The sequence below is a fragment of the Gordonia sp. VNK1 genome (assembly GCF_040049135.1).
GTDB lineage: Bacteria > Actinomycetota > Actinomycetes > Mycobacteriales > Mycobacteriaceae > Gordonia > Gordonia oleivorans.
Genome location: NZ_JBDZDJ010000001.1, coordinates 1 through 15,597 on the forward strand (window position 1 = coordinate 1; position 15,597 = coordinate 15,597).

The 15,597-nt window shown below is 67.7% G+C and carries 10 protein-coding genes; 7 read left to right on the forward strand and 3 right to left on the reverse strand.

The features are described from left to right. The first annotated feature begins 259 nt into the window (after positions 1-259). Complete coding sequence (gene cysS / locus ABLE94_RS00005) at positions 260-1,654, forward strand: cysteine--tRNA ligase (RefSeq protein ID WP_348807668.1); 1,395 nt, start codon at positions 260-262, stop codon at positions 1,652-1,654. Next, positions 1,655-2,608: a 23S rRNA (guanosine(2251)-2'-O)-methyltransferase RlmB gene (rlmB, locus tag ABLE94_RS00010; RefSeq protein WP_348807470.1), complete on the forward strand. Its 954-nt coding sequence runs from the start codon at positions 1,655-1,657 to the stop codon at positions 2,606-2,608. A 156-nt stretch (positions 2,609-2,764) separates the two neighbouring features. On the opposite strand, the gene ABLE94_RS00015 is transcribed toward rlmB, so the two are convergent. Continuing rightward, a complete protein-coding gene (locus tag ABLE94_RS00015) occupies positions 2,765-3,529 on the reverse strand; it encodes a LamB/YcsF family protein (protein WP_348807468.1) in 765 nt (254 codons plus the stop codon). Positions 3,530-3,626: 97 nt separating this feature from the next. On the opposite strand from ABLE94_RS00015, the gene ABLE94_RS00020 reads away from it, so the two are divergent. After that, entirely contained in the window at positions 3,627-5,285 is a 1,659-nt protein-coding gene (locus tag ABLE94_RS00020) for a carboxylesterase/lipase family protein (protein WP_348807669.1), read from the forward strand. Here the strand turns inward: ABLE94_RS00020 and ABLE94_RS00025 are convergent. Further along, on the reverse strand, positions 5,227-6,084 hold the full coding sequence (locus ABLE94_RS00025) for an alpha/beta fold hydrolase (protein WP_348807670.1): 858 nt from the start codon (positions 6,082-6,084) through the stop codon (positions 5,227-5,229). The two genes, ABLE94_RS00020 and ABLE94_RS00025, sit on opposite strands and share 59 nt — an antisense overlap. A gap of 294 nt (positions 6,085-6,378) precedes the next feature. Here ABLE94_RS00025 and ABLE94_RS00030 point away from each other — a divergent pair, with 294 nt between their 5' ends. Genes ABLE94_RS00030 through ABLE94_RS00045 form a run of 4 tightly spaced genes read left to right on the forward strand, consistent with a single transcriptional unit; the run spans position 6,379 to position 13,145 of the window. Further along, the gene (locus ABLE94_RS00030; protein ID WP_348807671.1) at positions 6,379-8,379 is read left to right on the forward strand and encodes a hypothetical protein; all 2,001 of its coding nucleotides are present in this window, start codon (positions 6,379-6,381) and stop codon (positions 8,377-8,379) included. Between the two features lie 10 nt (positions 8,380-8,389). After that, a complete protein-coding gene (locus tag ABLE94_RS00035; protein ID WP_348807672.1) occupies positions 8,390-9,919 on the forward strand; it encodes a hypothetical protein in 1,530 nt (509 codons plus the stop codon). Further along, positions 9,916-11,490, forward strand: coding sequence for a glycosyltransferase (locus ABLE94_RS00040; RefSeq protein WP_348807673.1), 1,575 nt, complete (start codon positions 9,916-9,918; stop codon positions 11,488-11,490). The genes ABLE94_RS00035 and ABLE94_RS00040 overlap by 4 nt, the downstream gene beginning before the upstream one ends. Then, positions 11,487-13,145 carry an ArnT family glycosyltransferase gene (locus tag ABLE94_RS00045; protein ID WP_348807674.1) on the forward strand — a complete coding sequence of 553 codons (1,659 nt, stop codon included), beginning with the start codon at positions 11,487-11,489 and terminating at the stop codon, positions 13,143-13,145. Before ABLE94_RS00040 ends, ABLE94_RS00045 begins: the two co-directional genes overlap by 4 nt. 389 nt (positions 13,146-13,534) lie before the next feature. On the opposite strand, the gene ABLE94_RS00050 is transcribed toward ABLE94_RS00045, so the two are convergent. After that, entirely contained in the window at positions 13,535-15,112 is a 1,578-nt protein-coding gene (locus tag ABLE94_RS00050; RefSeq protein WP_348807675.1) for an HNH endonuclease signature motif containing protein, read from the reverse strand. Positions 15,113-15,597: the final 485 nt, after the last annotated feature.

Sequence of the window (15,597 nt, forward strand, 5' to 3'; positions counted from 1 at the left end):
CGTTTCCACCAACCACCCACAGTCAAACGACCGCAGCAACGCGTCGCCATCAACCTGCACCACCAACCCACCGCATAACACAACAAAATCGGGAACTGACTCACCACAGCTTGACACTCACCGGTCAACGTCGGGCAGAGCGCTGTGAACGCAGAACAGAGCGCTGTCAGTGGTGGGGAGGGCGCTGTCAGCGGTGGCGAGAGCGCTGTCAACGCAGCGGGGCGAGATCGGCAGCGGTCGCCGGGTAGAATCGCACGTCGTGACCCTGCGCCTGTATGACACCGCCACCCGAGAGGTACGCGACTTCGTTCCGTTGTCGCCCGGGCATGTGTCGATCTACCTGTGTGGCGCCACCGTTCAGGGAGTGCCGCACATCGGTCACGTTCGCAGCGGTATCGCCTTCGACATCCTGCGCCGCTGGTTGCTGCATCGCGGCGACGACGTGCTCTTCATCCGCAATGTCACCGACATCGATGACAAGATCCTGCGCAAGGCCGCCGACCACGACCGTCCGTGGTGGGAGTGGGCGGCCACCCACGAGCGGGAGTTCTCCTCGGCCTACGACGCGCTCGGCGTGCTCCCGCCGTCGGGGGAACCACGCGCGACGGGCTTCGTCACGCAGATGGTCGAGTACATGGAGCGACTGGTCGACCGTGGCCACGCTTACGCCGCCGACGGCAACGTCTACTTCGACGTGCGGTCACTGCCCGATTACGGGGCACTGTCCGGGCACAAGCTCGACGACGTGCACCAGGGCGAGAGTGCCGGTACCGGCAAACGTGATCCGCGGGACTTCACGCTGTGGAAGGCGGCCAAGCCCGACGAACCCTCCTGGCCGACCCCGTGGGGACGCGGCCGTCCGGGCTGGCATCTGGAATGCTCGGCGATGGCCACCTCACTGCTCGGTGCCGAGTTCGACATCCATTGCGGTGGAATGGATCTCATCTTCCCGCATCACGAGAACGAGATCGCCCAGGCGCATGGCGCCGGTGACCCGTTCGCGCGGTACTGGCTGCACAACGGCTGGGTCACCATGGGTGGGGAGAAGATGAGCAAATCGCTCGGCAACGTCGTGTCGATCCCGGCGATGCTGTCGCGGATGCGTCCGGTGGAGCTGCGCTACTACCTCGGCAGCGCACATTATCGGTCGATGCTGGAGTACTCCGACGGCGCGCTCACCGAGGCCGCCGCCGGTTACCGTCGCGTCGAATCCTTTGTGGAGCGCGTGAATTCGCGCGTCGGCGACGTCGCGATCGGCGAGATCGCCGCCGACTTCGCGACCGCCCTCGACGACGACCTCGGCGTGCCCGCCGCATTGGCCGCGATCCACAACACGGTGCGGGCCGGCAACACCGCACTCGACGGTGGCGACGGCCCCGCGGCCCTGGCCGCGGCGTCGTCGGTGCGGGCCATGATGAGCATTCTCGGCGTCGATCCTCTTGATGCGCACTGGCATTCGGACGCCGCCGACGATTCGGCCGCCACCTCGGCGCTGGATGTCCTGGTGCGGGCGGAGTTGACCCGTCGTGCTCAGGCGCGGACGGACAAGGATTGGGCGACCGCCGACGCGGTGCGAGACCGGCTGGCCGAGGCCGGTATCGAAGTGACCGACACCCCCGATGGGGCCCAGTGGAGCTTGAAAGGTCGGGAGTAGATGGCGGGCAATTCCAAACGTAAAGGCGCCGTTCGTAAGACGGGGTCGAAGAAGGGGCAGGTCGTCGGCTCCGGTGGTCAGCGTCGTCGTGGCCTGGAAGGTCGCGGCGCCACCCCGAAGGCGGTCGACCGGTCCTACCATCCGGCGCACAAGCGGGCCAAGGCTGCGTCGAAAACCGCTGCGGGACGACCGAAGTCGCGCGCCAAGGACGACGGTCCCGAGTACGTTCTCGGGCGTAACCCGGTGGTCGAGTGTCTGCGCGCCGAGGTTCCGGCGACCGCACTGTACGTCGTCACCGGCGGCGATCCCGACGACCGCGTCGCCGAGGCCGTGCAGATGGCCGGTGACCGCGGCATCACCATCCTCGAGGTCGGTAAGGGTGAACTGGATCGCTTGTCGGCGAACGGCTTACACCAGGGTGTCGCGCTGCAGGTGCCCGAGTACCGCTACGCCCATCCCGACGACCTGATGCGCGATGCCATCAACAGTGGCACCCCGCCGCTGCTGGTCGCGCTCGACAACATCACCGATCCCCGCAACCTCGGGGCGGTCATCCGTTCCGTGGCGGCCTTCGGCGGTCACGGGGTGCTGATCCCGCAACGTCGGAGTGCGTCGGTCACCGCGGTCGCGTGGCGGACCTCCGCCGGTGCCGCGGCCCGGCTCCCCGTCGCGCAGGCGCCGAATCTCACTCGCACACTCAAGGAGTGGGCCGCAACGGGCGCTCAGCTGGTCGGCCTCGACGCCGAGGGTGATGTGACCCTGGATGACTACGACGGCACCGGCCCCACCGTCATCGTCGTCGGCTCCGAGGGTAAGGGGCTGTCGCGGTTGGTGCGTGAGACCTGCGACTCGATCCTGTCCATCCCGATGGCCGGCGACGTCGAAAGCCTCAACGCGTCGGTGGCCGCGGGCGTCGTGCTCGCCGAGTTCGCGCGGCAGCGTCGGATCGGGTAGCGCCCACTCGACGCGGAACGGCGCCCACTCGACGGGAAAGGGCGCACACTCGACGGGGAACGGCGCCCACTCGACGGGAGACGGCGCACACTCGACGGGAGACGGCGCACACTCGACGGGAAACGGCGCCCACTCGACGGGAAACGGCGCAGCCGCTCAGCCGGCGCTGATCTCGATTCCCGAGCGCCGCAACGACTCCCGCACATGACGGGCGTGCGCGACGGCACCGGGGGTGTCGCCGTGCAGACAGATGGATTCCGCCGACACCGTGACCACCGCGCCGTCGACGGCCACCAGGGAGCCCGTCTCGACCAGGCGCAGCACCCGTTCGGCGATCTCGGAGCTGTCGGTGAGCACCGCTCCCGGTTCCGAACGTGACACCAGGGTGCCCTCCGGGGTGTAGGCGCGATCGGCGAAGGCCTCGGCGATCACTGGCAGCCCGGCGTCGGTCGCCCGGCGCAGCACCGGTGAATCGGCCAGACCCATCAGCGGCAGATCGCCGCCGAACTCGCGCAGCGCGGCGATCACCGCATCCGCCTGCCGTTCGTGGTGCACGATCGTGTTGTAAAGCGCCCCATGGGGTTTGACGTAGGTGACCGACGTGCCCGCCGCCCGGGCGATGGCGTCGAGGGCGCCGATCTGATAGACGAGGTCGGCGATGAGCTCGGCGGGGGCGATGTCCATGAAGCGACGCCCGAATCCGGCGCGATCGGGATAGGAGACCTGCGCACCCACCCGCACCCCCGACGCCGCGGCGGCCCGGCACGTCGCCAGCAGTTCGGCCGGGGTGCCAGCGTGGAACCCGCAGGCGACGTTGGCGCTGGTGACGATCTCCAGCATCGCGTCGTCGTCGCCGACGCCCTCGCCGAGATCGGCGTTGAGGTCGATGCGCGACGGCGCGTCCGCGGTGTGTGAGGTCACGGCCGCAGTGTAGGTCGCGACACGCGTTGGGCGCATACCACCGCGGCGCACACACACCGCCGCAGCACGCATCTGACCGCGCGGTAGATTCGGGGGCATGGCTCTGATCGACACAAAGGTGACCACGACCGACGGCGTTGTCGGTGGCGTCCGGGGTCGCCGCACCCGCCGCGGCACCATCAGCTGGCGCGGTATCCCGTACGCGGCCCCACCGGTGGGTCGCGGCCGATTCGACGCCCCGCAGCGGGTCACCCCGTGGAACGGGGTGCGCTGGTGTACCGCCTTCGGTGACGCGGCCGTCCAGGACAAGCTGCTGACCGCGACCGGTCCGGGCCGGTTCCAGCCGGTCAGCGAGGACTGCCTGACCCTCAACGTCTTCTCCCCGGAGACCGAGTCCACCACACCCCGCCCGGTGATGGTGTTCATCCATGGCGGCGCCTACATCCTGGGAACCGCCGCCACCCCGCTGTACGACGGCACGCACCTGGCACGGTCGCAGGACGTCATCGTCGTCACCATCCAGTACCGGTTCGGACCGTTCGGGATGCTCGACTTCAGCGGATATTCGACGCCGGAGCGGCACTTCGACGAGAACCCCGGTCTCAAGGACCACATCGCCGCCCTGCACTGGGTGCAACGCAACATCGGAGCCTTCGGCGGTGACCCCGACAACGTGACGATCTTCGGGGAGAGCGCCGGCGGGTCGTCGGTGCTGATGATGCTGGCCGCCCCCGCCTCCCGCGGACTGTTCGCGCGCGGCATCGCCGAGAGCCCGGCCGCCGATCTGACCATCTCCAAGGACAGCGCGGCGGTGTTCGCCGACGAATACCTGCGGTTGCTCGCCGATCCGGCGCGTCGCCGGGCCGGCGCCGCCGCCGACGAGCAGCGTGAGCCGATCACGCCGGCCGAGGCCGCCCGCCTCCTCGACGGGGCGTCGCCGACGCAGCTGCACAAGGCGGGGATGCGGTTGATGAAGTTCGCGCGCAATGCCCCCACCCCCATCGAACCGGTGCCCTTCGGCCCGGTGTACGGGGGCGAATCATTGCCGTACTCGCCGGTCGAGGCCGCCCGCAAGGGGCAGACCGCCGCGGTGCCGTTGATCATCGGGACCAATCGGGACGAGGGTCTGCTCTTCGACAAGTTCTGGAACATGCTGCCCGACCCGGAGCAGACGCTGCTGGCGGTGGAGGACAACGCGGCCCGCGACGCCATCATGAACAGTTACGCCGGCGGTGCCGCCGATCGTGTCCGGCTGGCCGCCGACGGCATTTTCTGGGCGCCCGTCACCGGCTTTGCCGACGTGTACCGCGCCATCGCCCCCACCTACGTCTACCGATTCGACTTCCACACCAAGGCGCTGGCCAAGGTCGGCATCGGCGCCACCCACGCCACCGAACTGTTCGCCGTGTTCGGGGCGTACCGCACACCGACATTCGCCGGCCTGGCCGCCGGCGATTGGCGTGCGGCCGGCGCGATGATCGAGCAAGTCCAGTCGCGCTGGGGCGATTTCGCGCGTGGCGGGGAGCCGGGCGACTGGCCCCGCTACACCAAGGAACACCGCGAGGTACTGATCCTCGATCGCCGCGTCCGCGTCGAATCCGATCCGGATGCGGCGCGCCGGGAGGCCTGGGATCGAGGTCGCGCCCTCGTCCTGATGACAGGCGGCGACGACACCGAAGCACCCGCGCCCGCCGATCTCACGGACTCCACTCCCGCGGGGGTTCTGCTGCCAGAAAGGACGACACCAACGGATTGACGAGATCGGGGGCCTCGATCGGCAGGATATGAGTCCCCGGCAGCACCGCGAACCTGCCGTTGGGCAGGGTGCGTGCCAACGCGAGGCTGTGCTCGAGGCGCACCACCCCGCGGTCGGCGGCGAGCACCAACGTCGGGGCCGCCACGGTGGCGAACTCGGCCAGCGGATATTCGGGCCCATTTTGCAGCAGGGCCTCGGACTTGCGGTAGATCTCGTCGAAATGCTCTGGGCTGTCCGGACTTTCCGCTTGGTATCCCTCGCGGAGGAAGTCGACGAGGGCGGGATCGCGTGCGGCGAGGCGGTCGAAGAAGCCGACCGCGGCCTGCCCGTCGGAGTTCATGTAGTGGCACATCAGTACCACGCGGGAGACGAGGTCGGGGCGGGCCCGGGCCACCAGCAAGGCGCGCACCGCACCGTCGCTCCAGCCGACCAGGTGTGCCGGCCGGCCCACCACCGACTCCAGATAGGCGATGGTCTGGGCGGTCATCGCCTCCATCGACCAGTCCGCGTCGACGTCCGGGCTGTGGCCGTGACCGGTCAGTTCGGGGACGTGCAGCCGTAATCCGGCGTCGCTCAGTCCGGCGATCTGGGCACCCCACGTGGCTGCCGATGCAAAAGCGCCGTGCAGCAGGATCGTCGGGGCGCCGGCGGGGTCGCCGCCGCAGAAATGCCACAACAGGTTTCCGCCGATGTCGACGTAGGAGCCGCCGTCGACGGTGTCGCCGGCATGGATGGTGCGTGCGGTGTCGACGGCGTGGGTGGCGCCAATCGACGAGGACGCCGAGCGATTCTCAGGCATCGGCGACCGCGGGGTCGAGCAGAAAGACGGGCAGAACGAGGGCTTGCATTAGGCCCATGCTCCGGACCCGCAATGTCTCACCGAGAACGATTCGGACTCGAAACGGCAACACTCGCTTCGGTCCGTGACACCCGCAGCACCGCGTGACCGCAGAAGCAACGCGAGCCCAACCATTCCGCGATAGCGTGAACCCGAGACTGTTGGTGGGGGGCCCGATCCGAAGGAAGCATGAACGTCGGCCTGCGAAGTTCTCCTTTGTGGCGTGCTCTGGCTGTGGGTCTTCTCGTCGTGGCGATGGCGGCTGCGCCCGCCGGTGTGGCGGCCGCGGCACCGGGTGACCCACCCCCGCCCCTGTCGCTCGACTCACTCGGATCGTCGTCGACGATCACCTTTCCCGGTCAGCAGGGACAGGTCAGCGTCTCGATTCCGGTCCCGCCGAACCTGACTCCCGACGTTCTGCGCGGCGTGACGTCGGTGCCACCGTTCGTCACCGGAGGTGAGGTCGACGTCTACCAGGGGGAGCGACTGATCTCGCGGACCCCGGTCGATCCGGCCCCGAACTCGCCGATCACGCTGCCCCTGCGCGGCCTGACCACCGACGGCAATGCCGCCGATATCACGCTGCGGTCGTATCTGACGGTGGACGGACTGTGCCGGTTCGATCCCGGCAACGCGTTCCGGATGACCGGCACCACGGTGACCTTCACCGGACGTGAGGCGATCCCGACGACGGTGGCGCAGTTCCTCCCGCCGATCCTGCGCAACCTGTCGATCATCATCCCCGACGATGTGCAGCAGGCCGAGGGGGCCGCCGCGGTGAACCTCGCCGCCGCCGTCACCTCGCACTACGGCACCGCGCAGGTCGGCATCACCACCGTGGCTCGGCCGCGTTCGGACCTGACGCCGACCGCCGGACCCGGACCGCTGGAACGGCAGATCGTCGTCGACTCGTCGGCCCCGACGGGCCTGACCCTGCGGGATGGCCCGGAGGGGTCGAAATACCTCGTCGTCGGGGGCTCCGGCGACGCGTTGGTGACGCAGAGCGAGTTCCTGACGGCCGACCTCGGCGCGATCGCGCTGAGCTCGTCGGCGGTTGCCGGGCCGCTCTACGACGCCCCGCAACTCACGCCGGACGTGCAGACACTCGCCGACCTGGGGGTCAGTGATCAGAGCGTGACGTCGTCGTCGTGGCCGAGCCTCACCTTCGGCGTCGACCAGACGCGCCTGGGTCGCCCGTCGACGAACATCCGGGTGCAGTTGACGGGTACCTACGCCCCGGCCGGTGGCGACAGCGCGGTGATCTCGGTGCGGATCGGTGACCGCGTGATCGCGACGCTGCCGACCGATTCGTCGGGGACCTACAACAGCTGGGTCGACATCCCGAACGAGCTCGCCGCGCGCTACACCGAGGTCACCGTGACCCTGGAACGCAACGGCCTCCTCGAGGGCTGCGGCAACGGCACCCGCGCGAACCTCACGTTGAGTTCGACCGGGCAGATCACCTCCGACGTGGCCGATCCGCCGCAGCCGTCGGGTCTCGGATCGGTACCGCAATCGCTGATGCCGTGGACGCAGATGGCCTGGACGACCGGTGATGCCGCCGACGTCGCGCGCGGAGTGGAGATCGCTGCCGGGCTGCAGCGTATCTCGGTGGTCCCGTTGGGGATTCGTGTGGTGTCGATGTCGGAGGCCTCGTCCTCGCAGCTGCCGGCCATCCTGATCAGCGCCGAGGGCAAGGACATACCGGACATCGACCTTCCGGTCAGCGCCGACGGCGGTGAGGTCACGGTGCGGTCGTCGTCGGGTTCCACCTCCTCGGTGACGCTGGATCCGGCGCTGCGCTACGGCGTGCTGCAGGCGACGCGGTCGGGTGATCGGACGGTGTTGTTGGCCAGTTCCACCGGCGATGCGCGAGACCTCGACGAACTGCTCGACTGGTTGGACGATGAGAACCGGTGGACGTCGGTCTCCGAGGACGCGATCGTCAAGGTGCGTGATCAGCAGCCGCTGTACGTGGATGCCGAGGCGGCCGTCCCGGCCCCGCCGGCCGAAGAGGCGAGCCTGCAGAAGACCATCGGTCTGGTTCTCGCGGTGGTCGCCGGAGCCGGGATCATCGCCGCGGCGGTGATCCTCGTCGAGATCGCCCGGCGTCGACGCGGGACGCGGCGCACGTCGGAGGCAGCGCCGCCGGAAGATGGTGTGCCCGAACCGGATACGGCGGAGGCCGGCGCGCCGGAGACGGATGCATCGGATTCGGATGCGCCGGATTCCGGTACGCCCGACGCGGATCGGTGATCGCCGCGTCATGACGGCGACCGCACCACCCACCGAGGCGCCGCAGGGCAGCACCCCCGTGGCGTGGCTGCGCACCAACTCGGGCGTGCTCACGCTGCGGTGGCTGGCGCTCGTGGCACTGACGACGATCGCGTTCTGGCGCACCATCATCGCGGTCGTGGACGAGATGCGATCGGTGACCATCATCATCTACGTGCCGGTACTGATAGGGCTGGCGATCATCGCGGCGATAGGCACATCCTGGCGCCGGGCTCCCGAGCCGCCGATCTATGACCGGCAGACCGACGTCATCGTCGGGCTGATCGTCATGGTGGTCGCGGTGGCGGTTCAGGTGATGGTCAACCCGCGGTACGGGCAGGCCTACCTCACCACCCACATGGACCTGCTCGCGTTGTGGCTGTTCTTCCTCGCGGCGTCGATCATGATGTTCGGGTTACGTCCGGTCTCCCGGTATCGCTGGGTGTGGTTGTTGGCGTTGCTGATCTGGCCGGTGCCGGTGCGGGTGGTGATCCTGACCTTCGGTGGCGGACCGGTGGTGGCCGGCGCGGTGATGGTGCTGCTGGCCGGGGTGGCCACCCAGATCGCCGTCGGGCGCTCCGGGCGCCGCGGTGCGATCGGTGCGGGTGTGGCGCTGATCGTGGGAATGATCCTGCTGGTCATCGGTGACGCGTTGTTACCCGGAACCCGTCGTGCGTGGCTGGTGGTGATCCCGGCGGTCGGCTCCACCCTGGTCGCCTCGATCACCATGTACGTCGACTATCGCGTCCGGCACCGCCTCGGATGGACTCCGTTGGGGCGCGGGGTGCATCCGCCGACGCTGGCCCGGGTGGGTCGGCCGGCGTTCGTGCTGATCGCGACGTCGGTGCTGCTCGCGTTCGTCCCGGTGCCGGTCAAGGTGGGCGTCTGGCCCAGCCAGACCATTCCGGGCATGCCGCTCGGTCAGCCACTGGCCATCCCGTCGAACTGGCGTCAGGAGAGCGTGCAGCGCTACCCGTGGGTCACCCGGCTCTACGGCAGTGCCTCGGTGATGTACCGGCAGATGGTGATTCAGGCGCACGGCAGTCCCGAGTTCGACAAACAATCACGCCCGCGCCGCGTCGCCGTCGACAGCGTCGACACCGCTCGCCCCCTGTCCATGCAGGTCTATCCGTACATCTTCCGTTATGACCTCGTCGGTGACCGGGCCAGCAAGTCCCAGGAGATCCCGATGCCGCACGGGGTGCGCGCCTGGACGTGGTCCATCGTCGACGATGCCCGCTACCTCAGCTACACGGTGATCTCGTGGTGGTGGAACAACGGGTCCAAGGCGCAGCAGGTGATCCTGTGGGCGGTCGACAACCACGAGGACGACGCGTACTTCATCACGCCACAGTTCACCATCGGGCAGAACCTGAACACGATGTTCACCGTCCTGCTGCGCGGCAACGCCTCGATCGAGGATTCCACGCCCACCTTCAAGGATCGTGGCCTCCTGCAGTCGCTGGCCTGGGGCATCGTCGACGCGCAGGTGGACCTCGCGCGCCAGGAGACGGGCGCATGACCGCCGGCGCGCCGGGGCGCGCGGCAGCCGACGGGCACCCGGCGCCGGATCCCCGCGCCCGGTGCACCCGGCCGCAACGGGAAGTGCGTGACCTGCTGGTCGACGAGGCGTATCGGGCCGACGCGCTGCACGACGCCGTCGAACGCCTCCGCGACGCCGATGCGACGATGTCGGCGTCGGTGGCCTTCAGCAGGCCGCAGAAGTGGGGCGGAATCGCGGCGCTCGTGCTGATCGCGATCCTGACCATCCTGTTTCCGGTGCCGACGCTGGCCACGGTGGTCGGTGCGGCGACCGTCGTCTATGTGGTCGCCCTGATCGACCGGCTGATCATCTTCCGGCGGGGACTGGTCAACGGCGCCATCCGGGTCACCGACGAGCAGGCCCGCGCGATCGCCGACGACGACCTGCCCGCCTACACCGTCCTGGTACCCGCATACGGTGAGCCGGAGGTGGTCGGCGACCTCATCGAGGCCGTCGAGGCCATCGAGTATCCCCGCGACAAACTGCAGGTGCTGCTGCTGCTCGAGGAGGACGACGAACCGACCATCGTGGCCGCGCGGGCCATGGAGGACGAACGCGGCGTGGTCACCGTGGTGCTGACGCCGCCGGCGCAGCCGCGCACCAAACCGAAGGCCTGCAACTACGGCATGCACTTCGCCACCGGCGACATCGTCACCATCTTCGACGCCGAGGACAAACCGGATCCCCTCCAATTACGCAGGGCGGTCTGGGTTTTCCAGAACATCGACGACGACTCGGTGGTGTGCGTACAGGGGAAGCTGAGTTTCCACAACGCCACCGACAACATCCTGACCCGCTGGTTCACCGCCGACTACGGCATCTGGTTCGGGTTCCTGCTGCCCGGCATGATGGTCAGCCGGGCCCCGATCCCGTTGGGCGGCACGTCGAATCACTTCAAACGCGACGAACTCGACACCATCGGCGCGTGGGATCCGTTCAACGTCACCGAGGACGCCGACCTCGGGGTGCGGATCTCCGACAGTGGTTTTCGCACCGCGGTGCTGGATTCGGTGACCTTGGAGGAGGCCAATGTCGATGCGATCAACTGGGTTCGGCAGCGGTCGCGGTGGTACAAGGGCTACATGCAGACCTGGCTGGTGCACATGCGCCGGCCGAGGCAGTTGTGGCGCATCCTCGGGCCGATCGCCTGGCTGCGGTTCACCCTGCTGATCGCCGGGACGCCGCTGATCGCATGTATGAACATGGTGTTCTGGCTCATCCTGGTGATGTGGATCGCCGGGCAGCCACCGGTCATCGGTGAACTGTTCTGGGGGCCGATCTATTACCTGTCGCTGATCTCGTTGATCTTCGGCAACGGTGCCGCCCTGTACATGAATCTGATGGCCATCCGCGAGGAGGGTCGCAGCGAGTTGCTGCTCTCCGCTCTTCTGGTGCCGGCGTACTGGTTCTTGATGAGTGTGGCCGCGATCAAAGGGATGTGGCAGATCCTGTTCAATCCGTCGTACTGGGAGAAGACCTTTCACGGATTGTCGACGGCTACCCCGAAATCGGGTGCCGAGCCGGCGGACGACGGGGAGGGGGCACCATGACCCGCAATCGGGTGATCGCGCTCTTCGTCGTCATGTTCGCGATCTACCTCGGTGTCGGTCTCTACCTGGCCGTCGGCGTGCACTTCTACTTCGGTGATGCACTCTCCCGGGTGCAGTCGGCGCAGAGCGTGTTGTTCAGTCGCTCACCGCATCTGGCCGCAATCGGCTTCATCTTCACCCCGATGACCGCGATCGTGCAACTGCCGCTCACCGCGCTCACGCCGTGGATACCGCAGATGACCACCGATGCGGTGTCGGCGGTGGTGATGTCGGCGGCGTTCATGGCCGGGTCGGTGGTTCAGGTGTCCGGCATCGCCCGCGACCGCGGTCTCGACCGGGTGGTGGCCACCCTGGTCACGGTCTGCTATGCGCTCAACCCGATGATCGTGCTGTACGGCGCCAACGGGATGAGTGAGGCCCCGTACCTGTTCTTCCTCGCCTGGGCGGCGCGCCGGCTGATGCGGTGGGTCGACACCGACGACGTCCACGAACTCGCCGTCGCCGGAATCGCTTTGGCCTTCGGCTATCTCACCCGCTACGACGGTGGTGCGGCGTCACTGGCCGCGGCGCTCGTCGTCGCATGGGTGACCTATCGGCGTACCGACACCGGCAAACGGATCAGCCGGGTGATGCTCGACGTGGTGCTGGTGGTGTCGCCGTCGGCGCTGGCCTTCCTCGGCTGGGCCTTCGCCAGCTGGCTGATCACCGGAAACGCGTTCGCGCAGTTCACCTCCGAATACGGCAATGCGGCGATCATCGAGCAGTCCGGCGGTAGCGGATCGTCGACGGTCAGCGAGGCCCTGTGGTTCTCGACGGTGGAACTGGCGATCCTGGCACCGCTGTTGCCGTTGCTGGGGGCGTTGGTCATCGGCATCCGGGTGGCGCGGCGGCGCATCCAGCCGTTGTTGCCGCCGCTGCTGATGATCGGCGCGGTGCTGTTCTTCCAGGTCTACAGTTACGCACGGGGATCCACCTTCGGGTTCCTGCGGTTCTACATGACGGTGATCGTGCTCGGCGCCATCGTCGCCCTGATCTCGGTACCCGCCCGCCGGCATCCGCCGTTCCGTCGGGAGGGACTGCATGCCGCCCTACCGCCGGTACGTCGGCGGGGTTCGCGGCGCGGCGTGTACGTCTTCGCCTCGGTGTTCGCGATCATCGTGATGACCGTCGCGCTGCCGACCACCGCATACGGGATGACGTCGCCGAAGTTCGCGCCGCAGGAGTTCGCGATCGGGTCGATCGTCTGGCCGCGCCCGGACTCGGTCTCGCAGCGCCACCTCGACGAACAGGAGGTGGTGCGGACCTTCTCCACCGAACGCACGCTCGCCGAATACCTTGACTCCCTGAATCTTCCGGACGGCGCCGTACTGACCGACACCGTCTACGGCTTCGCAGTGGTGGTGCAGTCGCGGCGGCCCAAACAGTTCGTGATCCCCTCCGACGGCGATTTCGCCCTGGTCCTCAACGATCCGGCGGGCCACGGTGTTCAGTACCTGCTCGCGGTGCCCGACACCGGCCGGGGAGCCTCAGACGCCCTCAATCAGCGTTATCCGACGCTCTACGAGAATGGCGCACAGATCTCGGTGCGCGTCCTCGAGGCGCGCAATCAGGGTGCGAACTCCCCGGATTGGCGGGTGTATCGGGTCACGGGGTAGGTGGGGTCAGTTGGTCGAGGTCGAGACCACGCAACGCGATGCCGGAAACCGGTTGCAGCGCAGCATCACTCATCACCGACCAGGACGCCACCGCTCATTCGCCGGTCGAGCCTCTCATCCCGTCGGTCGAGCCGCCTCGTGCGAGCTTGCGAGCTCGTGGCGTGTCGAGACCTCGCAACATGGGGCTGGACACCGATCAGAGCGCACGTTGCGGAGGCCTCGACACGCCGCTCGCCCTTGGGGGCTCGCGACGGCTCGACCAGCGGGAAGGCCGAGAAGCGAGGAGGAACTGGGCCTTACGTTGAGCTCCGTCGAAACGACGAGCCTCGAGACCACGCAAGCCGATGCTGGAATTCGATTGCAGCGCAGCACCACCCGACGGTAGTGACCTACCGTGGATAGGTGGTGATGGTCTCCCCGGTGACGGGGTCGCGCCAGATGACAGCCCGATCCGACAGCATGGTGGGGATCAACAACCCCATGTGTTTTCTCTGGTGGTCCGGGGTGCACAGCGGCATGAGGTTGAATTCCACGGTCCAGCCACCGGTGATCGGATCCTGGTGCACGAATTTGACCAGGTGATCGATCTGGCATTCACTGGCCGGTCGCCCGCAGTGCGGGTACCGGCAGGTGCCATCCAACTCGATGATCTTCTCCCGCAACCACGCCGGTATCCGATACGTGAGAGCACCCGATGGTGGGAGGAAATGTCCGCCGTGCCCGGTCGGGTCGATCGGTGTCGCGGGGAACGGATCGTCGAGACGACGCCACGCCGCCGGTATCCGATCGAGTGAGGTGGTGGTGTTGATGCTGGGGATGTCCAGGGTGGGAAACTCGGTGACGGTGACGAGCTGTCCCGAGCTGATCAACGAACGGGCGTGGGCGTCGTCCACCACGCCGAAGTACTCCAGCCGGGCTTCCCGCTGTCCGGACGGGTCGGTGATCAACGACAGCGACAACTGCGAATCGCTGTCGGTGTCGGTGTCGGGTTGCGCTTCGACGGCATCCGTTGCCGCACAGTCAGCGTCGTCGGTGATCGTCTCGGGATCGTCGGTCACGTCGGCGTCCGCATCGACATCGTCGGACGGATCAGTTGCGACGCCGTCGACATCGATGTCGAGGTCGGTCAGGCCACTGGGCTCTTCCGGCAACGGGATCGCCCGGGAGCAGTCGGCCCGCCCGCACTCGCACGAAAGCTGCGCGCCGGGCAGGCCTTGGATTTCGGCGAATGCCGCGACCTGCACCTGCCCCTGACGACGCGGATCACGTGGGCAGATCCGCTCACTGATCATCTTCGCGATCCGCGCCGCCAGATGCGCGCCCATTTCTCCGGGGGCATAGACGGAGATGCTGCAGTGCCCGTTGGTGTCCCGGCGGACCCGCACGTTCTGATCGCGTGCGGCGGCTTCCTCACGTCGGTCGGCGGCACCGTCGGGATCCAGCGCGATCACCATCTCGACGACCTGATCCCGCAGGGTCGTATCCGCCTGATTGCGTTCGGCCAGTTGCAGTGCACGGGTTTCGGCGAAGGCTCGGACGTCGTCGTCGGACAGGACGCCGATCTCGTTGGCGATGATGCGGATACGGTCCAACGACTGGTCACCGGCCAGGAACGCCGCGGTTACCGTCGGGAGTGTCGACAGCAGGAAACTCAGCGTCATCCACGCGGTGGCGTGCGGCACCGACACACCCAACGCGGTCGATACCTTGCCGGTCGCGGCTTTGTCGACGGCGCCGGTGGTGTGCGCGTTGGTCTGATGACCCGAGAGCAGCATCTCGTCGTATACGGCATGCCCGATTCGCGCTGCCGACAGCACCTTTCGGGCGATCAGTTGTCGTTCTTGGCGTTGCAACGATCGGGCCAGGGCGGTGGCCTGCTCGGCGGGGAGGTGATCGATCATGGCGGCGTCGTCGGCGGTCATCGACAGTTCCGGCGCCTTGCTGCTGCCAATCATGTTGGTGGCCATGATGTTCACCTCCTCTGATCGGTCGGATCAACTGAACTGAGTCAAGTGTAGCGACGACTACCGACAACTTTTCTCGGCGCGGAATCGGTTGGCGGTAGCCCGGTTTCGATGTCCAGTTGCGGAAGTGGCCTCGACCTCGACAAGCTCGGCCCGGCGGATACACCGACTCGCAAGCTCGTCGGCACTCGGCCAGCGGGGGTGGCCTCGACCTCGACAAGCTCGGCCCGGCGGATACACCGACTCGCAAGCTCGTCGGCACTCGGCCAGCGGGGATCAAGCGCGCTCGACCAGCAGGGCTGAACCGGTTGCTTACGTGATACTTTCACCTTGCGAGGGTGGTCTCGATACGCGACGAGCTCGCTTCGCTCGCGCGGCGCACTCGACCAGCGGGGGTTACCGAACCGGTTGATTGCGTGATGCTTTCACCTTGCGAGGGTGGTCTCGATACGCGACGAGCTCGCTTCGCTCGCGCGGCGCACTCGACC